At 42.2% G+C, this 22,115-nt stretch carries 23 protein-coding genes; 9 read left to right on the top strand and 14 right to left on the bottom strand.

Going from position 1 to position 22,115, the window contains the following annotated elements; translation table 11 throughout:
* Positions 1 to 5: 5 nt before the first annotated feature.
* The 4 genes from FTT71_RS02605 to sdsA form a co-directional block, all read right to left on the bottom strand.
* Positions 6 to 1,250 carry an efflux RND transporter periplasmic adaptor subunit gene (locus FTT71_RS02605; RefSeq protein ID WP_167845836.1) on the bottom strand — a complete coding sequence of 415 codons (1,245 nt, stop codon included), beginning with the start codon at positions 1,248 to 1,250 and terminating at the stop codon, positions 6 to 8.
* A 21-nt stretch (positions 1,251 to 1,271) separates the two neighbouring features.
* Positions 1,272 to 1,889, bottom strand: a complete 618-nt coding sequence (locus tag FTT71_RS02600) for a phosphatase PAP2 family protein (protein WP_004972280.1) — start codon at positions 1,887 to 1,889, stop codon at positions 1,272 to 1,274.
* Between the two features lie 142 nt (positions 1,890 to 2,031).
* A complete protein-coding gene (locus tag FTT71_RS02595; RefSeq protein WP_167845837.1) occupies positions 2,032 to 4,092 on the bottom strand; it encodes a site-specific recombinase in 2,061 nt (686 codons plus the stop codon).
* 12 nt (positions 4,093 to 4,104) lie between these two features.
* The gene (gene sdsA, locus FTT71_RS02590; protein ID WP_104853134.1) at positions 4,105 to 5,082 is read right to left on the bottom strand and encodes an All-trans-nonaprenyl-diphosphate synthase; all 978 of its coding nucleotides are present in this window, start codon (positions 5,080 to 5,082) and stop codon (positions 4,105 to 4,107) included.
* A 472-nt stretch (positions 5,083 to 5,554) separates the two neighbouring features.
* On the opposite strand from sdsA, the gene rplU reads away from it, so the two are divergent.
* The 7 genes from rplU to FTT71_RS02555 all read left to right on the top strand — a co-directional run bounded on the left by rplU (position 5,555) and on the right by FTT71_RS02555 (position 11,724).
* Positions 5,555 to 5,866, top strand: a complete 312-nt coding sequence (rplU, locus tag FTT71_RS02585) for a 50S ribosomal protein L21 (RefSeq protein ID WP_004972275.1) — start codon at positions 5,555 to 5,557, stop codon at positions 5,864 to 5,866.
* A gap of 19 nt (positions 5,867 to 5,885) precedes the next feature.
* Entirely contained in the window at positions 5,886 to 6,140 is a 255-nt protein-coding gene (gene rpmA / locus FTT71_RS02580; protein WP_004760935.1) for a 50S ribosomal protein L27, read from the top strand.
* Between the two features lie 230 nt (positions 6,141 to 6,370).
* Positions 6,371 to 7,069, top strand: coding sequence for an outer membrane lipoprotein chaperone LolA (gene lolA / locus FTT71_RS02575; protein ID WP_096902723.1), 699 nt, complete (start codon positions 6,371 to 6,373; stop codon positions 7,067 to 7,069).
* 459 nt (positions 7,070 to 7,528) lie between these two features.
* Complete coding sequence (locus FTT71_RS02570) at positions 7,529 to 8,326, top strand: RsiV family protein (protein ID WP_131260689.1); 798 nt, start codon at positions 7,529 to 7,531, stop codon at positions 8,324 to 8,326.
* A 120-nt stretch (positions 8,327 to 8,446) separates the two neighbouring features.
* Positions 8,447 to 9,718, top strand: a complete 1,272-nt coding sequence (gene serS / locus FTT71_RS02565) for a serine--tRNA ligase (protein WP_179996285.1) — start codon at positions 8,447 to 8,449, stop codon at positions 9,716 to 9,718.
* A gap of 63 nt (positions 9,719 to 9,781) precedes the next feature.
* The gene (gene cysG / locus FTT71_RS02560; protein WP_004972262.1) at positions 9,782 to 11,152 is read left to right on the top strand and encodes a siroheme synthase CysG; all 1,371 of its coding nucleotides are present in this window, start codon (positions 9,782 to 9,784) and stop codon (positions 11,150 to 11,152) included.
* A 92-nt stretch (positions 11,153 to 11,244) separates the two neighbouring features.
* Positions 11,245 to 11,724, top strand: a complete 480-nt coding sequence (locus tag FTT71_RS02555) for a tRNA (cytidine(34)-2'-O)-methyltransferase (protein WP_136144597.1) — start codon at positions 11,245 to 11,247, stop codon at positions 11,722 to 11,724.
* Between the two features lie 196 nt (positions 11,725 to 11,920).
* Here the strand turns inward: FTT71_RS02555 and FTT71_RS02550 are convergent, their stop codons facing one another.
* From FTT71_RS02550 to rpoD, 6 genes are all read right to left on the bottom strand, one after another.
* On the bottom strand, positions 11,921 to 13,315 hold the full coding sequence (locus tag FTT71_RS02550; protein ID WP_004972258.1) for an APC family permease: 1,395 nt from the start codon (positions 13,313 to 13,315) through the stop codon (positions 11,921 to 11,923).
* Positions 13,316 to 13,582: 267 nt separating this feature from the next.
* Positions 13,583 to 14,767: an iron-containing alcohol dehydrogenase gene (locus tag FTT71_RS02545; RefSeq protein WP_104853139.1), complete on the bottom strand. Its 1,185-nt coding sequence runs from the start codon at positions 14,765 to 14,767 to the stop codon at positions 13,583 to 13,585.
* A gap of 1 nt (position 14,768) precedes the next feature.
* Positions 14,769 to 15,302: a hypothetical protein gene (locus FTT71_RS02540; RefSeq protein WP_026438100.1), complete on the bottom strand. Its 534-nt coding sequence runs from the start codon at positions 15,300 to 15,302 to the stop codon at positions 14,769 to 14,771.
* A 75-nt stretch (positions 15,303 to 15,377) separates the two neighbouring features.
* Positions 15,378 to 16,034, bottom strand: a complete 657-nt coding sequence (gene lipB, locus FTT71_RS02535) for a lipoyl(octanoyl) transferase LipB (RefSeq protein ID WP_004972253.1) — start codon at positions 16,032 to 16,034, stop codon at positions 15,378 to 15,380.
* A 152-nt stretch (positions 16,035 to 16,186) separates the two neighbouring features.
* The gene (locus FTT71_RS02530; RefSeq protein WP_019837061.1) at positions 16,187 to 16,480 is read right to left on the bottom strand and encodes a YbeD family protein; all 294 of its coding nucleotides are present in this window, start codon (positions 16,478 to 16,480) and stop codon (positions 16,187 to 16,189) included.
* Positions 16,481 to 16,593: 113 nt separating this feature from the next.
* Positions 16,594 to 18,480, bottom strand: a complete 1,887-nt coding sequence (gene rpoD / locus FTT71_RS02525) for an RNA polymerase sigma factor RpoD (protein WP_004972247.1) — start codon at positions 18,478 to 18,480, stop codon at positions 16,594 to 16,596.
* Positions 18,481 to 18,853: 373 nt separating this feature from the next.
* Between rpoD and FTT71_RS02520 the strand changes: the two genes are divergently transcribed.
* Positions 18,854 to 19,063 carry a PA3496 family putative envelope integrity protein gene (locus FTT71_RS02520; protein ID WP_004972246.1) on the top strand — a complete coding sequence of 70 codons (210 nt, stop codon included), beginning with the start codon at positions 18,854 to 18,856 and terminating at the stop codon, positions 19,061 to 19,063.
* Between the two features lie 68 nt (positions 19,064 to 19,131).
* Positions 19,132 to 19,656 (top strand): YecA family protein, encoded by a 525-nt coding sequence (locus tag FTT71_RS02515; RefSeq protein WP_004972244.1) that lies wholly within the window; start codon positions 19,132 to 19,134, stop codon positions 19,654 to 19,656.
* A gap of 105 nt (positions 19,657 to 19,761) precedes the next feature.
* On the opposite strand, the gene FTT71_RS02510 is transcribed toward FTT71_RS02515, so the two are convergent.
* From FTT71_RS02510 to FTT71_RS02495, 4 genes are all read right to left on the bottom strand, one after another.
* Positions 19,762 to 20,304: a hypothetical protein gene (locus tag FTT71_RS02510; RefSeq protein ID WP_096901027.1), complete on the bottom strand. Its 543-nt coding sequence runs from the start codon at positions 20,302 to 20,304 to the stop codon at positions 19,762 to 19,764.
* Positions 20,305 to 20,529: 225 nt separating this feature from the next.
* Entirely contained in the window at positions 20,530 to 20,946 is a 417-nt protein-coding gene (locus tag FTT71_RS02505; protein ID WP_004972241.1) for an ABZJ_00895 family protein, read from the bottom strand.
* Between the two features lie 48 nt (positions 20,947 to 20,994).
* On the bottom strand, positions 20,995 to 21,609 hold the full coding sequence (locus FTT71_RS02500) for a DedA family protein (protein WP_004972240.1): 615 nt from the start codon (positions 21,607 to 21,609) through the stop codon (positions 20,995 to 20,997).
* 75 nt (positions 21,610 to 21,684) lie between these two features.
* Entirely contained in the window at positions 21,685 to 21,972 is a 288-nt protein-coding gene (locus tag FTT71_RS02495; RefSeq protein WP_180043592.1) for a hypothetical protein, read from the bottom strand.
* Positions 21,973 to 22,115 lie beyond the last annotated feature (143 nt).

The following is a 22,115-nucleotide window of genomic DNA, read 5'->3' as shown; positions in this document are numbered from 1 at the left end:
ACTCCTTATGTATTTGAAGTAGCTTTTGATTCAGTTGCTTGGGCTTCTGAGGCTGGTTTGGCATCCCCCGATTTTGCTGGTGCAGCAGCGCCTTGCGGTTGATACGGCTTAGCGACCACTTGCTGTTCAGGTTTTACTTTGGCAATACCTTCGACAATCACTTTATCGCCAGTTTGCAAACCTTCAGTCACAATCCAGTTGCTGCCTTGCGTACCAACTGTGGTCACAGGACGCGGTTCAACAATACCTTTGGCATTCACAATCATTGCCATTGCCTGACCTGTTGGGGTACGGCTAATCGCAGCTTGTGGAATTAAGATTGCGTTAGGAATCACACCTTGCACAATTTGCGCAGTGGCAAACATACCCGGCAATAATAAATGATTTGAATTTGGGAACACGGCGCGTAAAGTCACGGTGCCTGTTTCTGGGTTCACGCTGGCATCAGAAAAAGCCAAACGACCTTCAACAGGGTAGTAGCTGCCATCTTCAAGTTTTAATTTTACTTTGGTGTTGTTGCTGCTATTTAAACTACCTTGGCTCAATTGCTGACGTAAACGTAGTAACTCTGCGCTGGACTGATTGATGTCTACATAAATTGGGTCTAAGCGTTGAATCGTCACCAACGGTTCCGCCTGACTAGCCGTAACCAATGCACCTGCAGTCACAGTAGAGCGGTTAGTTTGCCCTGAAATTGGGGCACGTACAGTCGAATAGCCTAGGTTAATTTCGGCATTGCGTACTTCTGCTTGAGTCGCAGCAACATCGGCTTCGGCAAGTTTTACCTGTGCCACAATGTCATCATATTCTTGTTTAGAGATTGCATTGCTGCCTACCAACTGACGGTAACGACCTTCTTTAATGCGTAACACATTCAATTGCGCTTGCTGGCGGGTGAGTGCTGCACGGCTACTGTCTAGACTGGCACGGTTGGTACGTGAGTCAATTTCATAAAGCGCCTGACCCTCACGCACGTAGCTGCCTTCGGTAAATAAACGTTTCAGAACCACACCACTGGTTTGTGGGCGAACTTCTGAAATTTCAAAGGCTGTGGTACGTCCAGACAGTTCTACAGACTGTTCCACGCTTTGTGGCTGTGCCACCAGTACGCCAACCTCAGTCGGTGGCATTTGCTGAGCTGCACCTGCTTGCTGTGCATCTTTTGGATCTTTGCTACAACCCACAAGTGCTAAACTTGTGGCTAATGCGCAAGCAGTCAGGGCAGGAGCCCAAAGCTTTGCAGACATCATTCTTTCACCTCTATTAGATTTTTATCTAAACTTATGTATTGGTTTGTCTTGCAGATATTGAGCGCAAAACAGATACCACAATGTGATCCAAATAAAACTTATGCTCCAACCAGAGAGGACATCTGAAGGATAGTGCACTCCCAGATACACACGGGAAATGCCCATCAGCAACATCCATAACCACGCGCACACAGACAAAATTTTATGCGCTGGATGTTGCAAACTCAGGTAAATCACCAAACAACCTAAAGTTGCAGCATAAAAACTATGAGCGCTTGGAAATGATGCGCCAAAAGTTTCCACCAAATGCAATGCTTCAGGCGGGCGAGGTCGCGCGAATAGGTATTTGAGCAGCCATGAAAGCGCAATACTTACGACCAGTCCTACACTGATAAAAACAATTTTTGTGTATTTTTTATACCATGCCAAATAGAAACACCATAGGCAGGTTAAAAATAATACAAATGGCATGCCACCTAATACAGAAAGTGTGATTGCCAATTGATTCAAATGTGCGGTGCGCTGGGTACTTAAAAACTCCACACTGGCAACATCAAATTGTTGCCAACTTGGAATGTTTAGCACTAACACACTGATTATAAATAGTAAACTACCGAGATAAAGCAGTATTTTAGGCATGCTAAAAATCCCTGTAAGTTTAACCGATTTGAGCACGGTTGATGAATGGAATAAAGTGTACTAGTCAGTACACTTTATTTCAAGCCAATGTAAATGAGAAGAATTTCTTTTTTTGTTACTTTGTGCGCAATGTAAATGTGCACTAAATTTTAGCATTTCGTTCAGTATTTGAGGATGCATCGTCATCCACTGTAATTGGTTGTTTCGGTGGCCAAAAGAAATCACTTGGACGGGTTAAGAAGTGAGTCAGCACCAATTTTGCCAAAGGTTTCCACTGTTCAAAACGTACCCGACGCGCACGCAATGCCACAATAATGGTTAAAGTAAAGCTGACAAATAAGTTGGTTAAACCAATTAGCAGTACGCCTAAAAAGGACACAATAATCAGGCCAATTTCAGGTGAGCCATTAATATTCATTAAACCCTGAATAAAGTTGGCAGAAGCGAAGGCAATGTGGCGAATATCAATCGGTAAACCCAAAATATAACCCAGTGTGGCGGTACTGCCGAGCATAATCCCGAACAGGAAATTACCTGCCAAAGCCCCTAAGTTTCGTTCTATATAATTGGCAAATATATTGAGACGTTCTTGCCCGAGTAGCTTTTTTAAATGCAGATGGGCTTTTAGGCGTGGCCCGACTTTACGATACACGGCCATGTTATCGAAATAACCTGCAATCAAACCAGACAGAAATAAAAATACCCCTGCAATGGCGGCATGTGGAATGGCAAGTGAAGTAAACGGATTCAAGTCGTGCAGCATATTGGATGCTTTGGCATGTGACATCAACGGTTCATGCAACATGGCATCCCAACTAAAAGCAATTAAGGCTGCGACTGGAATGGCAATCGAGATATTGCCCAAAATGGCGACGAACTGCGTGCGGATAATATTAATAATTAAGGCAGCAAGTTCGGCAATTTGTGCCATTTTAGAGCCTTTACGATGCTGTACCGTAGAAGCCAATGCTGCAGCAGTCATTGCGGGTTGTTTGGTGGCAACAGTAAAGTGCAAGACATGAATCAGCATAAAACCAAATGAATAAATCATGCTGTTGATGATGGCCTGCATCATCGGAGCGAGCACTAAACGCGAGGCGAGGGTTTTTAAAGTCGCCATCGTGGCAATTAAAACACCTGCACCTGCCGCAGCTTTATACATGCCCCAAAAGCCGTCTTTGTCGGTACTTACATAATGCTCACCCGTTTTACTAGCATTTTCAGTGACTTGTAAGGCAATTAACTCACTGTTTTCTGCAAGCAAGGAGCGTACACTGCGTTCGCTATACAATGCCGCAGTTACATCTACCAGTAATTGTCCTGCCGAAACATAACGGACTTTGTCTTGCGCCACGATTAAATTCAGCAACAGTTCAATCCGCTCTAAACATTGTTCAAGTAAAGACAATAAGTAGGTCAGACTGATGCTGACGCCAGTTCGTTTGGTGGCACGACGAATTTTACTGCTGACATCATGACATTGGTCAATCATCACCAAAGCTTGAGAGGCATCGGGTGGTTGAATGGCACTGATTTGATCGTGTTGTTGATCGGCAACTTTATAAAGCTGAATAAACTCGTTGATTTCGCGGTTTTGTGCCAAAAAAGGTGAATCATATTCACTTAGTTCAGGATAGGCACTAATAAATTCAGGATATAAACCAATGCCGCTGACCCGATATGACAGCACTGTTAGAGCTTTAATAATTTCACTGCGAATCAGGCGTTTTTGTGTTTGTCCGCCATGTCCGCGATTCAGTAAAGTAAATAATTGCTGCCATTCGGTATCTTCAATATTGTCGAGCCAGTATTTATCACTACGTAGTGGAAAAACTCGACGGACTAAATCTTGCAGTTGGCTTTCATCATTAATCAGCGGTAAAAAGTGCGCGCCCAAACGCTGAAACAACTGATTCCAAAAACCATCGAGCGATAAAATTCCCGTGTCGGCATATAAACTGGTTTGTTTGTATTGATTGATTAGACGTAAAACAAAATGTTGCAAGGTTGAGCTGGCATCGGGTGTCAGCAGCAAGGCTTGTAAGAAAGCTTGAAACTTTTGATGAGTTTCTTCTAAATCTTGAGTGTCACTTGGACGGATACGATTGACCAGTTCAATCAGCAGATTTTCATCCAGAACAGCTTTTGGTGTATCCAGCTGTTCTTGCATTTTTCTAAATAAATCGTTGAGTTTTATATGCATAAGCTGCTTAAATTATTGAATGCGATGTAAAGCCAATAAGGCTAAATTCTTTAAGGCCTGACGATACTCCGAGTCTGGCAGTGCTTCTAAAGCGGCAATAGCGGCTTCTGTTTCTTCTGTGGCACGTTGGCGGCAATAATCGAGAGCGCCAGAGGACTGCACAATGGCAATAACCTGATCGAGGTCAGAAGTACCACCTGTCGCAATACTGCGACGAATAATTTGATGTTGTTCGCCAGTGGTATTTCTTAATGCAGAGATTAAAGGCAAAGTTGGTTTGCCTTCCATTAAATCATCGCCAATATTTTTACCTAATGTTTCAGCGTCTGATGTGTAATCTAAAATATCATCAATAATTTGGAAGGCATTGCCAAAGTGTCCTGCAAATAAACGCAACGGCTCACGGTACTGTGGCGTGCCTGTTAAAATTGCTGCACCTTCAGTGGCAAGTTCAAATAAACGTGAAGTTTTGCCGTGAATAATGTCTAAATAAATTTGTTCTGTAGTGTCAGGTTGATGCTGTGCCTGTAATTGTAAAACTTCACCTTCGGCAATTTCACAAGTCCCTGTAGAAAAGTCTTTTAGCAATACCAAATCGTTTAAATCGACCAATAAGTCAAAGGCGCGGGAGATTAAAAAGTCACCGACTAAAACCGCTGTTTGGTTATTCCAAGTGGCGTTAGCAGTAGGTCGACCACGACGTAAACCAGACTCATCCACCACATCATCATGCACCAAAGTTGCGGTATGCAGCATTTCAATAATTGCAGCCAGTTTACGTTGACGCTCTAAATCTTCTGCACCACAAGCTTTGGCAGCAAGTAAGCACATAATTGGACGCATGCGCTTACCGCCAGCTTCGACCACATGCTTACTAACCGCCATCACTAACGCGACTTTAGAGGTAATCCCTTCATTAATAAATGTATCCATCGCGGCAAAATCAGAAGCAACAGGGGCGAGAATGTCTTGCTTAAAGTCGATGGTCATGTGAAGAGAAACCTCAATAATATTGAATGACAACTTAGTTGAATCAGTTGTAACTTATGTTACAGCCAAGAAAACTGCTTAAGTCTGCGAAAATAACGCAATGAATGCAATAGTTAGGCACCTGCCAAATGCTGTAATTGTTAATTCTACTAGAAAACGAAGTCAATAACTTTGTGGGTAAATTCAGTTATTTGCTCAAGTTGGGCATGATTTTAACAAGCACAGCAGTTTACGCCAACACAATCTGTCTGTATTGATTGATCCATTGAATATGGATGAGGCTGCAGAAAGTCATTTACGCGGCTGGGTATTAAATAATCAACCTTGTTGTGCAATAATTGCCGTAAATGGCTTGTTGTTTGTGCGAATATCGCTTAAAATCTTTGCCCTTGAATAACCCCCAGTGGCGTTCGTTTTAAGATCGATATATCCCTTTATCGGCACGACGACACGGGCATGTTTGGAGTACATTATGTACGCAGTAATCCAAAGCGGTGGTAAACAGCACCGTGTTGTTGAGGGTGAAACCCTTAAAGTTGAATTATTGAAAGCTGAAACTGGCGCAACTATTACGTTTGATGACGTATTAATGGTTGTAAACGGTGACAACGTTCAAATCGGTGCTCCAGTTGTTGCTGGCGCTAAAGTAACTGCAGAAGTGGTTGGTCATGGTCGTCACGACAAAATCCGTATTGTTAAAATGCGTCGTCGTAAACACTACCGTAAGCAACAAGGTCACCGTCAATGGTTTACCGAGTTGAAAATTACTGGTATTGCAGGCTAATCACTAGGAGTAAATAGACATGGCAACTAAAAAAGCCGGTGGATCGACTAAGAACGGTCGTGATTCGAATCCTAAGATGTTAGGTGTTAAAGTTTACGGTGGTCAAACTGTAACTGCTGGTAACATCATCGTTCGTCAACGTGGTACAGAATTCCACGCTGGTGCAAACGTAGGTATGGGCCGTGACCATACTTTATTTGCTACTGCTGACGGCGTAGTAAAATTCGAAGTGAAAGGTCAATTTGGCCGTCGCTACGTATCTGTTGAAGCGTAAGCTGAAATAGTGAAAAAACCCACAAGTGATTGTGGGTTTTTTTATGCTTGTATGATGGAAAATTAGGGTCAAAGGATAACTTTTAGTTCTTCATCATGATGGATAAATTTCTACATTTTATATTAATAAGCATACAAAACTTCTTATTTTCTATCATATTAGCGCCAGAAATTGGTTTAAGATGGGACATCCAAAACATTGCGATTGAGCAAATATAAAAAGGTGAATCTATGAATATGCTTCGTAAAACGATGTGTGCTGTGGCATTGGGTGCAACCACTTTAGCGCCAATCATGAGTACTACAGTGTTTGCTGCGCCAGTGGCAGCATCGGAGCAACAAGCGACAGCAAACCTTGTTAAACAATTGAATGGTATTAAAAGTTTTACCGCCAATTTTGAGCAAACCACAAAAGTTAGCAACAATGGCAAGGCTTTGCCAAACCGTGGTTTATCGGCACAGCACATGAACCAGAATTTTAAAGGGGTTATGAAAGTTGAGCGTCCAGGTAAATTCTTTTGGGAAACCACCAGTCCAGCCAAACAAACAATTGTGACTACGGGTAAAACCGTATGGATTTATGACCCAGACTTACAACAAGCTGTACGCCAAAGCCTAGATGATCAAGTGGCAAATACGCCTGCGTTGTTGCTTTCGGGCAATACCAATCAAATCATGCAGTCGTATCGTGTGACCCAGCCGAATAAGTCAAAGACTTATTACACCTTATACCCAAAAAGTGATGATGGCGTATTTCAGAGTTTAACCATTAGTTTTGGTGCGCGTAACGCGCCAACCTTAATGATTTTACAGGACTCATTGGGACAAACCACGCATGTGCGCTTTAATAATGTAAAAGTCAATGCGGCGATACCAGCCTCAACTTTTAATTTTACTCCACCAAAAGGCACGGACATTATTGATCAATAATTGAATGTTTTCATACATTCTTTTAAAAGCATAATTTGTTATTCCTTATCCTAGCCTTCTCCCACAGGGAGAAGGTTTTCAGCTTCAGCATAGCGGAAATTTATTTGAATATTCTTCCCGAGAAATCCACAATTTCTGTGGATAAATCTTGGGATAATTCACATTTTGCAGTATGCAGGATATAGACTGAGTCATCACAGATCATCATTTTGCACTAATGATGTGTTATCAATATTTTGATTTATAATGAAAAAATAAAAATAATCATACAAAAATATGAGCATTAATTTTAAGCAACTTTATCCCCCGATTATTCCGTTACACAACTGCTCTAGGATTGAACAGCGAGAGTTATCTATAGTCTTGACTAATTCAATTGAAGCAATTTTATCGCAAGATTTGTGCAGGTTTGCATTTCTAATCATTGGACTGTATGAATCGTGGTAGAAGGGGAATTTAATGCAATATTTAAAATCACAGGTGTTTTTGGGTGCTGTCGCTTTAAGTTCGGTTCTGTTGTTGACTGCATGTCAGCCAAAGAGTGAGGCAACTTCTAAAACCGAAACTGAGCAAGCTGCGCCTGCATCTGTCACAGCCGAGATTCCTGTGATTCAAGCTAAAGTGGTGGCGCTTAAATTGCCACAACAGCAAATTTGTGATGAAGAAGGCTGTACTGCTTACGATATTCAGACAGTAAAAACCAATGTGGCGTGGATTGATGAATATTTTATGCAGCGTTTGCAAAAGGCAGACCCAATTGCATTTTCTGAAGCTGCGGCATCAACTGCAACGCCAAAGGTAGAAGAAACCGATCCTATGCGACTGAGTCAGAGTTCGAGCTATGTGCGTTATATCGGGCAACATGCCAATTTAGCGACGTTTAGTTTGCAAAGCTATAGTTACCCTGCGGGTGCAGCACATGGTATTCATCACCAAGAATTTGTGACTTTTGATTTAAAACAGAAAAAGCGTTTGGCGTTGCAAGATATTATGCTGCCCAATACGGAAGCCAAAATGACAGAAGAATTATTTAACCATAATTATAACTGGCTAGATGAACATGATATTTCCCGTGAAAAGTTTAAACTGAGCGATAATTTTTATTATGGCGCCAATGGTTTGGTCTTTGTCTACCCGTTGTATGAATTGGCATCTTATGCAGAAGGTATGCCTGAGTTGATTCTGCCTTACTACGCGACAGAAAAATTAATAAAGTCTGAATATTTGCCAAGTTTGCCGCAGTATCCTAGCCAATAAAATTGCACAAAAATACGCAGAGATTGCTGTAATAAGGTGCAGCCGTGAATCGGGTTACTGTATTTTTTAACCCGAAGCGCTTACACTATAGCCAGTTTTTTTCTTATTCCAAGATTGGCTATGATTGACCCGAAATTACTCAGAAATAATATTGAGGCTGTAAATTTAGCCTTGGCAAAACGTGGTGTGCAATTAGATGTGGCAGAGTGGGCAGCACTTGAAGCACGTCGTAAAGAATTGCAATCTAAAACCGAAGCATTACAGGCAGAGCGTAATTCGGGCGCAAAACAAGTCGGTCAGATTAAAAAAGCAGGTGGTGATGCTTCTGAAATTATGGCTCGCATGGCTGCTATTGGCGATGAAATCAAAGCCGCTGAAGTGGCTTTGGCAGAGTTACAAGATGAGTTAGAAGCTAAATCATTGTCTATTCCAAACTTGCCAGATGAGTCTGTGCCTGAAGGTAAAGATGAAGCTGATAATGTGGAAGTATTGAAATGGGGCACACCACGCCAGTTTGATTTTGAAATTAAAGATCATACCGACCTTGGCGAAATGATGGGTGGTTTGGAATTTGAAACTGCAACCAAATTAACAGGTTCTCGTTTTAGCGTTCTGAAAGGGCCATTGGCGCGTTTACAACGTGCGATTACACAGTTCATGTTAGATACGCATACTGTTCAAAATGGTTATACCGAAGCGTATGTACCGTATTTGGTCAATGCAGATTCATTGCGTGGTACTGGTCAGCTGCCTAAATTTGAAGAAGATTTGTTCAAGCTACAAGGTGAAAAAGAACACTATCTAATTCCAACTGCCGAAGTTCCAGTAACCAACTTTGTGCGTGATGAAATCATTGATCCTGAACGCTTGCCATTAAAATATGCCGCTCATACCCCTTGTTTCCGCAGCGAAGCAGGTTCTTATGGTCGCGATACTCGTGGTTTAATCCGCCAACACCAATTTGATAAAGTCGAAATGGTGCAGATTGTAAAACCAGAAACCTCAATGCAGGCTTTAGAAGAATTGACTGGACATGCAGAAGGTATTTTGCAGGCACTTGGTTTACCGTACCGTAAAATTATTCTATGTGGTGGCGATATGGGCTTTGGCGCAACCAAAACCTATGACTTAGAAGTTTGGGTGCCAAGTCAAAACACTTACCGTGAAATTTCATCATGCTCAAACATGGGGGATTTCCAAGCGCGTCGTATGAAAGCACGCTACCGTGCCGACCAAAAGAAAACTGAATTTGTGCATACATTAAACGGTTCAGGTTTGGCGGTAGGACGTACTTTATTGGCTGTTATGGAAAACTATCAACGTGCCGATGGTTCGATTGAAATTCCTGCAGTATTACGTCCGTACATGGGCGGTTTAGAGTTTATTGACTAAGTTGAGTGCAGGTCGACTTAGGATGAAATTGCTTACAATCAGATTTAAATATTGAGGTTTAGTGTGGATATTTTTCCAATCTCGTTAAAGTTGCAGCAGCAACCTTGTCTGATTGTGGGCGGTGGGCATATTGCTTATCGCAAAGCGGTGTTACTGGCTAAAGCGGGCGCAAAAGTTGATGTGCTTGCCCCTGAAATTGATGTCAATTTATTGCAACTGGTGCAACAAAGTCAGGGGCAGTATGTACAGGATGTTTTTAGTCCATCTACTGCGTTACGTCACTATCGTTTGGTGATTGCTGCAACGGATAACAATTTGGTCAATCAGCAAGTTTTTGCAGCTTGCGAAGCCGAAAATGTGCTGGTCAATAGTGTTGATGATCCACCACATTGCCGTTTTATGGTGCCTGCCATCATTGACCGTTCGCCTTTGGTGATTTCAGTCGCGAGTAATGGCACATCGCCTGTATTGTCACGTCAAATTCGTACACAACTGGAAAGTACCATTCCGCATGGTATGGGCAAACTGGCAGAGTTTTCAGGTCAGTGGCGTGCCGCAGTAAAACAGAAAATTGTAAATCCAGATGAGCGCCGTATTTTTTGGGAGGAGCTATATGCCAGTCCTCTTAAAGAACAGGTGTTCAACGACAATCTTGACGCTGCAAACCAAAGTATCCAACAGGCTTTAGCGGAATGGCAAACACCGAAAGGCGAGGTGTATTTGGTTGGTGCAGGGCCAGGTGATCCTGAGTTACTGACCTTAAAAGCCTTGCGTTTAATGCAGCAAGCCGATGTGGTGATTTATGATCGTTTGGTGTCTGCACCTATTTTAGAATTGTGTCGCCGTGATGCCGAAAAAGTCTATGTCGGAAAAGCACGTTCTAACCATGCTGTACCGCAAGAAGGCATCAATGCATTATTGGTGAAATATGCACAAGCAGGTAAGCGAGTTTGCCGTTTAAAAGGTGGCGATCCGTTTATTTTTGGGCGTGGCGGTGAAGAAATTCAAGAATTGTATGAAGCAGGTGTGTCATTTCAGGTCGTACCAGGCATCACCGCAGCCTCGGGCTGTTCGGCTTATGCAGGTATTCCACTGACTCATCGAGATTATGCGCAAAGTGTGCGTTTTCTTACTGGACATTTAAAAGAAGGTTCGCCTGAATTGCCGTGGTCAGAATTGGTGTATGAACAGCAAACTTTGGTGCTGTATATGGGCTTGGTTGGCTTAGAAAGCATTTGTGAAAAACTGATTGCACATGGACAACGGGCGGATATGCCTGTCGCCTTAATTTCTAAAGGCACGACACCTGAACAAAAAGTGGTGGTGGGGACGTTGGCGGATATTGCCAGTAAAGTCGCACAGCATCACATTCAGGCACCTACCTTGACCATTATTGGTGAAGTGGTCAATTTACGTGAACAGTTGAAATGGTAATGAATCTCCCCCAACCCCTCTTTTAAAAAGAGGGGAGTTCCCACATTTTCTAAAGGGAGCTGAGGAGGGATTGTGAAAAGTAGAGAAAATTTGTGATCCACGTTGTTTTATATGAGCCTGAAATTCCAGCCAATACAGGCAATATCATTCGTTTGTGTGCCAATACAGGTGCGCAATTGCATTTGATTAAGCCATTGGGTTTTGAGCTGGATGATAAAAAGCTGAAACGTGCAGGTTTGGATTATCATGAATGGGCACGTATGCAAATTTGGGACAATCTTGAGCAATGCTTGGCTAATTTAGACAGCAAAGGCGTGGGGTTGGATGCGATTTATCCATTAACCACCAAAGGCACAGAAACACCACATACTTCGGATTTAAACCGACCTGTTGCCTTGTTGATGGGGCCTGAAACACGTGGTTTGCCAGAAGCAGTACGCATGTTGTTTCCGCAGCAGCACTGGATTCGTTTACCCATGGCAGAAAACTCACGCAGTTTAAACTTGTCTAATGCAACGGCTGTGATTGTGTATGAGGCATGGCGTCAGCAAGGTTTTAAAGCATTGCTCTAATTTGAGCATCAATTCATTTCAAATTTAATGCGATCTTTAGCATCAATGCGTACAATTGATAGATAAAAAGCTGAGACAAAATTGTACTCAGCTTTTTTATTTTCGCTATTTTGCTGCTTTAAAGCTGAAACTCATTTGAGGCATAAGAAAAGGCGCATAAAGCGCCTGATCTTAAGAGGTTGAGATGCTATTTGTCTTAGCGATCATCAAACTCATTGTGCTGCGGAGCAGGGTGTTTAAAGCCTTTGGTTTTATAACCGAGGTATAAAACCCCAAACATCGCCCACCATAAGCCATACTTCAATGAAGTTTCATCGACTTCGAGCCATAAAGCAAAGACTGCAATAAAGCCGCACAACGGTACGATCACAAAATTGAGAAGGTCTTTAAAGCCTTTGGTGCGACCATCACGTAGCGCATAACGTGAAATCACCGATAAATTCACAAAGCTAAATGCGGTGAGGGCACCAAAACTGATTAATGAAATGACAAAATCCAAGTTCATAAAACCAGCAGTTAACGCCACAGCACCTACAATTAAAATATTGTATGAAGGTGTATAGCTACGTGGGCTGATATGACCAAAGATTTTTTTGTTGATCACGCCATCACGACCCATCACGTACATTAAACGCGATACGCCCGCATGAGCCGAAATACCCGATGCCATTACCGTTACAATAGCAAAGGCAAGCACATATGACTGGAACAACGAGCCGCCGACCAAGAGCAGAATTTCTGGCTGTGTTTCAGCAATATTTTTAAAGTAGCTGCCTGGTTCATTCGGGAAGAAAATCTGCATGAAATAGGTGCTGACAATAAAAATCACACCCGCAATCAGCGCAGTTAAGAACATTGCCTTCGGTAAGGTTTTTTCAGTGTCTTTGGTTTCTTCTGCAAGCGAGCTGAGTGAGTCAAAACCTGTAAATGAAAAGCAGAGTAGGGTTGCACCTGTAATCAATGCGCCTACCGAAGTCAGTTCATTCCAGAAAGGTTCTAAGCTCCATAACTGATAGCGTTGCTCGGCAGTGATTGGACCATCGGCATTGAAACCTGCCTGAAGTTTGGTGTACATCATCCATGTAAATACGCCAATGACCACCAACTGTACCAAAACGATCATACTGTTAAAGTTGGCGACAAAACGCGCACCACGCAAGTTGACACCCGTCATAAATGCCGTGAGTACCACTACCCAAATCCAGTGATTCACATCAGGGAATAAGGCTTCCAGATAAATCACCGCCAAGATGATGTTGACCATTGGCGAGAGTAAATAATCTAGCCAAGATGACCAACCCACCATAAAACCAACGTTGGGGTGAATCGATTTTTGTGCATAGGTATACGCCGACCCAGAAGAAGGATAACGACGAATCATATGACCATAACTTAAAGAAGTTAAAAGAATGGCAACCAGTGCAAAAATATAAGATGTGGGTACGTGAAAATGACTTTCTTCCGATACTAAGCCGAAAGTGTCGAATAACGTCATCGGTTGAATGTAGGCTAAACCAATAATAATAATGTGCCAGAGTCCTAGCGTTTTTTGCAGTTTAGCTGCCGATTGAGTCCCAGAGATATTTGTCAACGGCGTTATCCTCTTAATCGTTGATCAAGGATCAGTCATGTTTGTTCAGGATTGTTTGAGACGAACAATCCCCCCTACATAAAAAGTAAAAACGCGCCAATCTACTCCATAATGACGCGCCTTGTCAGTATCTTTGCTTTCTTTTTTAGCAGAAAAAACGCCATATTGATGAAAAAACATCAGACGCAGCAGTCTACCAATGAAAAGCCCGATGTTTAGAAAAACATCAGGCTAGATTTTCGGCTATGTTCGCCTATTTTGTAGGAATTACCAAGCCTTTTTTAAGATAGCTTTGAGTTCTTCTAAATTGGCTTCTTTCGGGTTGTAAATAATCGAACCATCGTTCAGGGCTTTTTCAGCGACTTCATCTAATTGTGCTTCGCTGACTTTACCAGTTTCTTGTAAAGTGCGTGGCAATTTGGTCAGTGCATATAAGCGGTCACGAATAGCTAAGAGTGTCGCAATGGTTTTATCGGCACGTAAATGTGCAGGGGTTTGCGCATAGACGTCTGCGCCTGCCAACGGTAATAGCAGCTCGGCAATTTTATCGGCATTGACGTCTTTGTTGTATTCCAACACGTATGGCAAGAATAAATTCATGCACAGTCCATGTGGCAAATGTGCCACAGCACCCAACGCATGACCTAGGGAATGCACTAAACCAACCATGGAATTTGAAAATGCAATGCCCGCCATAGTAGATGCTTGTGCCAATTCCAAACGGCCTTGTTCATCGCTTGGGTTGTCTAATACATTGAACAGGTTATTGCTGATTTTTTTAATTGCTGCAGTGGCATAAGCATCAGAAATTGGGTTGGCTGCCATGCAACTATAAGCCTCAATGGCGTGCGTCATGGCATCCATAGCCGTCATTGCTGTTAAATGTGGTGGCAAAGTTTGCGTCATACGCGGGTCTAAAATGGCTGCATGTGGCATTAAGTAATACGATGCAAATGGCATTTTGACGTTCTTTTCTGTGTCGGATACCACCGCAACCATAGTCACTTCTGAACCTGTTCCAGATGTGGTTGGAATCACAAAAAAAGGTTTCAGTGGGCGTGGTAAGTTATGCGCACCTGAATATTGCAATAAGTCATCACCGCCCTCGCTGACTAAAATATTGGTGGCTTTAGAAGTGTCAATGACTGAACCGCCACCCACCGCGATAATGGCATCACAGTTATTTTCACGGTACAACTGTGCCGCACGACGCACTGTTGCCACACTTGAATCTTGCGGGACATCATCAAAAACATAGCCAATCACGGCATCGGTAGATTCAAAAGCCGCTTCAATCGGTGCAAGCAAATTGTTGGAACGCACACCTTTGTCGGTAATGATCATTGGACGCTGCGAACCGAGTGTCGCCAATTCAAACGGAATATGTTCAAGCGCTGCATGACCTGCAATGACTTTGACTGGGCAAAAAAATTCGTAATAAGGCTTCGCCATGTTATGCACTCCGTTTGAAATAAGATTGGGCAACTTTTAGATAGATATTGGCTGCACCTGATAGTTTTTCTTTTAAGCTGAGTTCAGTCGGATATTGTTTTACCGCCAGTTCTGCCAGTAATTTAGGCAAGATCAGTGCTTCCATTTTATTCAGGCAACGTACCAAGCGAATTGCATAAGACACATCACCATCAGCAATCATGCGGTCATGCGCAAAGGCCTGTGCGGTACTTTCCTGAAATGAAAACACTAAAAATGCATGATTTAAGTGTTTGAAGGTAATGGTTAAATCGGGTTTTTGTGCCGTATTCTGTAACAGTTCTAATTGATGATCTGCAGTGACTTTGGCAACAAAGGCTGGACCATTCGGAAAAACTTTCATAGACAACACAAAGTTGCTGGGGAATTTTGCAACTTCCTGTTTAATTTCTTCATCGACCTGACTTGCCATGACTAAACCTCTGCCAATCACATCCATCATGAGTTTGACATAGGCCAGTTGCAAAGCGGGTTTCACAGATTTAGTTGAAATCACGCGCTGAATCCCTGTGTTATAAATCATTATTTAGAGTAAATACTCTATTTTATTTCTTATTGAAAAGAAAGCCATTTATACGTGAATGACTTGAACGTCATTAAAGTAACCGCTGTTTTGTAAAGTTTCAATGATATCTGCGCAGAAGTTTTCAAAATGTGGATAGTCATTGACTAAATCCATCACACGTACCATTTCCAAACCTGCATAGCCGCAAGGGTTGATACTTTGAAAACCAGTCAAGTCACAATCAATATTGAGGGCTAAACCATGATAACTACGGCCTTTACGAATTTTAAAACCAAGTGAGCCAATTTTCCGTTCATTGACATATACCCCCGGTGCATCGGCTTTGGCATAGGCTTCAATGCCGTATTTTTTAAGCAGCTCAATCATCAAGTTTTCAGCATAAGATACCAAAGTACGGACATTCCAGCCTAAACGGTTCAGGTCAAACATGAAGTAGGCGACCAATTGGCCTGGGCCATGCCATGTGACTTGACCACCACGATCAGTCTGTACCACAGGAATATCTGTCGCCATTAAAATATGTTCGGCTTTGCCTGCTTGCCCTTGGGTCAGTACATTCGGATGTTGCAAAATCCAGAGTTGGTCAGGGCTGTCTGCATCACGTTGTTCAGTCCAGTCTTTCATTTCCTGAAAGCGAGCTTGATAGTCAGTCAGGTCATGATATTGACGAATAATCAGGTTTGGCCGTTGTGCAGTATCCACAGTGATGCAGTCCTATCCATAAAAGCAAGAAATTGATTTTATTATACGAAAATGTGGCGGCTGTAGGGGATTTGTGGATTGAATAAGATTTTGGCAGCGCAGAAACAAAAAACACGCCCGAAAGCGTGTTATTTGAAAATCAATCTACAAAATTACAATGCAGTTTTAATCAGTGGGCAAGCTGCCAAATCTGCATAAATGGCATGCACTTGTTCCAATTCTTCAAAACGCAATTGTGCTGTAATTGAATGATACTTGCCTGTGCGTGATGGGGTAATGCTGATGCTTTGTGCATCAAACTCAGGGAAGTGCTTCACTAAAATTTCAACCACAGCAATACGCAGTTCATCACCCGCGTCACCAATGAGTTTAATTGGGTAATCCATTGGAAACACCCAAAGATGCTCTTGTAGTTCACGAGATGGGGTACGGTTGAATAACGTCATAAGCGTGTGTCTCTATCTCTATATCAAACGCCTGCATAGGGCAGGCGTTTTTTGTCTTGTTGAATAAATGAGGCTGAATTTAAAAATTTCAATAGCTCATTTATGCAGCAATCTTAGTCATTTTCCAAGAACGAGCGTAAGTGTTCAGAACGAGAAGGGTGACGAAGTTTACGTAAGGCTTTGGCTTCAATCTGACGGATACGTTCACGGGTCACATCAAACTGCTTCCCAACTTCTTCCAAAGTATGATCGGTTGGCATATCAATACCAAAACGCATTTTCAGAACTTTGGCTTCACGTTCAGTCAAGTTTTCAAGCACTTCACGGGTCGCTTCTTTTAAGCCTTCAGAGGTTGCCGCATCAACAGGTGAGGTGATGTTGCTGTCCTCAATGAAGTCACCCAAATGTGAATCTTCATCATCACCAATTGGCGTTTCCATAGAAATCGGCTCTTTGGCAATTTTCAGAACTTTACGAACTTTAACTTCATCCATTTCCAAGCGTTCGCCTAATTCTTCTGGAGTCGGTTCACGACCCATTTCCTGAAGCAATTGACGCGATACACGGTTGATCTTGTTAATGGTTTCGATCATGTGTACTGGAATACGAATGGTACGCGCTTGGTCGGCAATAGAACGGGTAATCGCCTGACGAATCCACCATGTTGCATAAGTCGAGAACTTATAACCACGACGGTATTCGAACTTGTCTACCGCTTTCATCAAGCCGATGTTACCTTCCTGAATCAAGTCTAGGAATTGTAAACCACGGTTGGTGTATTTTTTTGCAATCGAAATAACCAGACGCAAGTTGGCTTCAACCATTTCTTTCTTCGCACGACGGGCTTTGGCTTCGCCTACTGCCATACGCTTAGAAATTTCTTTGATGCCTTTAACATCTAAGCCTAACTCTTTTTCAATGTCGGCAATTTTTTGTTGGAACGCCAAAATATCTGGACGTACTTTTTCCAAATAGCCTTTTTGGTCGGCAGGTGCTTTGGCAATGTGCTCGTCTAACCAAGCAAAGTTAGATTCCTGACCTGGGAATGAGGTACGGAATTGAGTACGATCCATACGACCACGACGCACCGCATAACGCATCACTTCACGTTCAGCAGTACGAATTTGTTCATGTGTACCACGAATCATTTCCGAAATAATATCGAATAAACGTGGCGTAAATTTAAACATCATGAATACAGTCGCTAAAGCTTCTAAAGCCTCTTGAGCTTCGGCACTTTCACGACCATGTTTTTCAATGGCAGCAATTTTTGCAAGATAAGCCTGTTCCAATTCACCAAAACGCATTCTTGCAATTTCTGGGTCTGGACCTGAATCTGCTTCAGATTCTTCTTCGGCTTCAGCTTCTTCTTCCTCATCGTCATCATCAAGTTTGACGTCTTTGGTTGGTTTGTTGCTGGTGTCTTCTTCTTTGTCTAAATCGGCTTCGTCTTCTAAAACTTCTGGAATTTCTTCATCGGTTTCAGGGTCTAAATAACCTGATAAAATATCGGCAAGGCGACGTTCGCCTGCTTCATAATCTTTATATTCTTGCAGTACCACTTGCACTGCGTTTGGCCAGTAGGCAATCGAGTGAAGTACATCGCGAATCCCTTCTTCAATACGTTTCGCAATGCTAATTTCACCTTCACGCGTTAACAGCTCAACCGTACCCATTTCACGCATATACATACGCACAGGGTCTGTGGTGCGACCAGGCTCATTTTCTACAGAGGCAAGTACCGCTGCAGCTTCTTCTTCAGCAACTTCGTCGGCAGCTTCCGCATTATCCTCGAACATTGCATCATCAGATTCAGGCGCACGTTCATGCACAGGAATACCGACGTCTTGAAGCATTTGAATAATGTCTTCAATCTGCTCGCTTTCTGTGATTGAGTCCGGGAGATGATCGTTAACCTCAGCGTAAGTTAGGTAACCTTGCTCTTTGCCTCGGCTAATCAGAGCCGCTACTTGCGAAGTAGGGGAATTCATATCGCTCATCTTTGCTTACTCTTCGTTGAATCTGTGGCAGTGAAAAACCGTGCATGATAGCACAATTCGCTTTAAATAGGGGGTGAATTGATCAATCAAGCATGATTTTAAAATGATGTTTGAATGAAGAATGTGATAGGAATATGGGGCTTCATTACTGTTTTTCAAGTCAATTTCCTTTTTGCCCGCAAAATATTTTTATGATTGGGGCGAATCTCAAATAATGATACTAACTTGTTCATAAATACACAAATTTGCCGCAATGTTGCAAGCTGTCTATGTTGCAGTTTTTTGAAAAAAATAAATAAAACTTGACAATATTTATAAAGGCAGATAAATAGCGGCTAGACCCTTCACATTTTTTCATTCTGAGGTAGTTTTAGTGTCTTCTACAGATTTTGAACTAGATGATAACTACGGTGATGATGATGTTAATTTCGATGAGGCATCAAACAAAATAAGCGCGAAAGAATCTTTAGAAAAGCGCCGTTTGATTGATGATTTACTCGCACAACGTCGTTTGGAACGTGAGCTCAAAGATTTTGATTATGATTTTGACGATGACGACGATTTTGACGATGAAGATGACTAAAATCAGGTACTGTATCTGGCATTGAAAATGCTATGCTACACCCCTAAATTGACACCGATGGATTTGAAATGACTGCTTTAGATTTAGACCTGTTAAGTGAATATCTAGATGGTGACCAAAACGAGTATGGTCTAGACTTCGCTGCAACGCATGGTTTCTTGTGTGCCATTGCAGTTGGACCTCAATTTGACCCATGGTTAAATGAATTGTTTGAAGGCAACCAAAAGAAAGTGCCTGCTGAAATTATTGCGCAAATTCAGGCTTGGTTAGAAAGCATTCGCCAAAGTTTAGCCAATGAAGAAGGCATTGAGTTTCCATTTGAAATTGAAGAAGCAGAAGTTGATTCAAGTTTGGGTGATTGGAGCGTTGGCTTTGTCGATGCGATGTTCTTAAACGAAGAAGCATGGTTTACGCCTGAATTTGAAGAGCAATTGGTTGATTTAACTTTGCCAATGATGGTGTTTAGCGGCATTGATGAAGAAGATCCACAAATGGAATCTTTTCGTCGCAATGGTCAGTTAATGGACGAAATTGCAGAAGAAATTCCTGAAAACCTGAATGAATTATATTTGATGTACCACACGCCTGATTAATGGCTTGGTTTACATATTGTGTAATATGTAATCCTCATAAAAAAAACGCACTGCGCAAATCGCAGTGCGTTTTTTATTATGGCGCTTCAATGATCATGTTACCAATTAGCGTGTCGCACGATCCCAAGCATCTTTGACAGCAAATTTAGCTTGTTCCCACGTTAAGCGTGAACTGCCTTTAATTTGTTCCCATTTGCTTCTTAGATCGGGCTCAACATCTTCGAAACGTGTGTGCGTATCATAATGTGGGCGGTTTTCATAACCAATGCGATAGGCATTTTGATAGTCACGATCATAATCTAAATCATGATAATGGTTGCGTGTTTCTGTAAAGTAGGTTGTATTTAAGCTATTGGTACGCCAGTAAGCTTCTTCTTCGGTAGGGTTCACAACTTCTGCTGCACCTTTACCTGCCAAACCACCCACTACAGCGCCTACAGCACCACCGACCACAGCACCTACTGGACCACCCAGCGCACCTACTGTTGCACCAGTAGCCGCACCGCCAACAGCACCTAAACCAGTACCGACAGGGTGTGCACCAGGTTCTCCTGTAATTGGATCGGCATTTAAGCGATCACGTTCTTCTTTTGGTAAGTTCTTAACCACATCACGGTCAATTTTTTCATTGCGTTCAAAATCTGACATTCGAATCACCTTTTTATCTTTGTATGCGTTATAGCGTTCCTATATTCATAAATCGCTATGAATAGGCTTAATCTACGCTGCTACAATGTAGGCTTATAGCCTATTCAGAATGCATTTCAGTTACAGCGCATGTCAGACGTAAATTTATGTGTGATATATCAGCCTGATGTTGATTTTAAGTGTTTGATGTTGCGGTTCAGTGTGAAATACGTACTTTAGGTAAGCTTATAAGTACTTTTTTTGATAATAACGGTTCGCATACCAACCATAGGCAACATGAAAAACTGCACCATGAATCGCAATCAAACACAGCATCACCACCGCAGCCAGTGCTAGTCCTGCTTTATCTGCAGCTTTTAAAATGGCTTCTGCATTCGGATTCATCAGCACCAAGAAAAACACAAAGAAGCTACCAATAATAATTGCCACCGCACTTGAGCCCCAAACCAGTTGAATTTTTTCATCACTGCTCGGTAAGCGTTGTTCTTTTTTGACAAAATGTCCTGCGCTAATGAATGCTGCGGCAATTAATGCAGGGAGCAAGGTCAAGCCACCTAAGTTCAGACCAAAAATCAATACGGTAATGAGTAAGACCAGCGTAATACTGTAAACCGCAGCAAAAAATAATAAATATGGTTTCATGTCTGATTTTCCCCAAAAAATTGATTCAATTGCGCAGCAACACAAGCATTAGTCACGCATTTTACGGCGATGCCTACGGTATAAAATAATTGCGATGACTAAGAGCACCAAGCCTATAATGACATGGCTGACCTGACTGAAAATTTGCTGCATCAATTGTTGGTTTTCACCAAAATAATAACCCACGCAAGCTAAAAAAGTGGTCCAAATAATTGTGCCTAAACCACTATAAAACATAAATTTCCAAAATGGCATGTGGCTCATGCCTGCAGGAATACTGATGAGAGAACGAATAGCGGGAATCATGCGCCCAAAAAATACAATCCGATGTCCATATTGTTCAAACCAATGCAGGGAGTTTCGGACGTCTTGTTCTTTAATCCATAGATATTTACCGTAGCGATTGACCCAGTGGTAAATACTTTCATGTTTGCAGCGATAACCTACCCAATATAACACTGCCGCTGCGAACAACGAGCCGATACAGCCTGCAATGATGACACCCAATAGCAGTAATTGCCCTTGCGATGCAGAATAGCCTGCAGAGGGCATAATAATTTCAGAAGGAACGGGTGGAAAAACATTATCCAGAAACATTAACAGGGCAATACCAAGGTAGCCCAGTTGTTCCATAATGGAAATAATCCATTCAGTTAAGTTCATGCAAGTTGTGCTTTAGAAAAGTGCTTCTATCCTAAGCAGTATTGGACGAACAGTAAAGTCTTGCGCAATTTAGACTTAATCAAGCTCTGCATGGGTCAGGGTATAGATATATACACGTCTTAAGCTATATGCCACAAGTATAGGAATGGCACAGAGCAGGGCGTAATTCAAGAAATGCGCTTGTAGATGATAGCCAACAAATGCCGCAATAATACTGCCTAAAATTGCACCTAAAGCCACAATAAAAGTATGAGATTCATGTTCCAAACCATCTTGCATTGTTGCGCTATGCGTAGCAGTCACAGATTTTACAGGCGTAAAACGTAGTGTGTGCATTGAATTTGAAATTGTTGTTTTAGGCATAGCGTCACTCCTGATTGCGGCATATAAATTTAGGAATACATAACGATCCTTGAATTTTGGGTTATGGGAGATGTTGAGTTTGTGCTGAACATCTGCACCAATATAGCCACAGATTTTGTGGCTTATTTTGATTGAATGCTATC

Origin of the sequence: Acinetobacter sp. YH01004 (assembly GCF_013420455.1) — a bacterium.
Classification (GTDB): Bacteria; Pseudomonadota; Gammaproteobacteria; order Pseudomonadales; family Moraxellaceae; genus Acinetobacter; species Acinetobacter towneri.
This window is presented reverse-complemented; position numbering and strand designations above follow the sequence as displayed.

Bases quoted from the DNA above. Each gene is read 5' to 3' on its own strand.
- lolA (WP_096902723.1), top strand. From the start codon at position 6,371: ATGAATATGCTTCGTAAAACGATGTGTGCTGTGGCATTGGGTGCAACC.
- FTT71_RS02505 (WP_004972241.1), bottom strand. From the start codon at position 20,946: ATGAAACCATATTTATTATTTTTTGCTGCGGTTTACAGTATTACGCTG.
- FTT71_RS02605 (WP_167845836.1), bottom strand. From the start codon at position 1,250: ATGATGTCTGCAAAGCTTTGGGCTCCTGCCCTGACTGCTTGCGCATTA.
- FTT71_RS02595 (WP_167845837.1), bottom strand. From the start codon at position 4,092: ATGCATATAAAACTCAACGATTTATTTAGAAAAATGCAAGAACAGCTG.
- rplU (WP_004972275.1), top strand. From the start codon at position 5,555: ATGTACGCAGTAATCCAAAGCGGTGGTAAACAGCACCGTGTTGTTGAG.
- FTT71_RS02515 (WP_004972244.1), top strand. From the start codon at position 19,132: ATGACTGCTTTAGATTTAGACCTGTTAAGTGAATATCTAGATGGTGAC.
- FTT71_RS02545 (WP_104853139.1), bottom strand. From the start codon at position 14,767: ATGGCGAAGCCTTATTACGAATTTTTTTGCCCAGTCAAAGTCATTGCA.
- FTT71_RS02600 (WP_004972280.1), bottom strand. From the start codon at position 1,889: ATGCCTAAAATACTGCTTTATCTCGGTAGTTTACTATTTATAATCAGT.
- sdsA (WP_104853134.1), bottom strand. From the start codon at position 5,082: ATGACCATCGACTTTAAGCAAGACATTCTCGCCCCTGTTGCTTCTGAT.
- FTT71_RS02570 (WP_131260689.1), top strand. From the start codon at position 7,529: ATGCAATATTTAAAATCACAGGTGTTTTTGGGTGCTGTCGCTTTAAGT.
- FTT71_RS02495 (WP_180043592.1), bottom strand. From the start codon at position 21,972: ATGCCTAAAACAACAATTTCAAATTCAATGCACACACTACGTTTTACG.
- FTT71_RS02530 (WP_019837061.1), bottom strand. From the start codon at position 16,480: ATGACGTTATTCAACCGTACCCCATCTCGTGAACTACAAGAGCATCTT.
- rpmA (WP_004760935.1), top strand. From the start codon at position 5,886: ATGGCAACTAAAAAAGCCGGTGGATCGACTAAGAACGGTCGTGATTCG.
- serS (WP_179996285.1), top strand. From the start codon at position 8,447: ATGATTGACCCGAAATTACTCAGAAATAATATTGAGGCTGTAAATTTA.
- FTT71_RS02500 (WP_004972240.1), bottom strand. From the start codon at position 21,609: ATGAACTTAACTGAATGGATTATTTCCATTATGGAACAACTGGGCTAC.
- FTT71_RS02510 (WP_096901027.1), bottom strand. From the start codon at position 20,304: ATGTCAGATTTTGAACGCAATGAAAAAATTGACCGTGATGTGGTTAAG.
- rpoD (WP_004972247.1), bottom strand. From the start codon at position 18,480: ATGAGCGATATGAATTCCCCTACTTCGCAAGTAGCGGCTCTGATTAGC.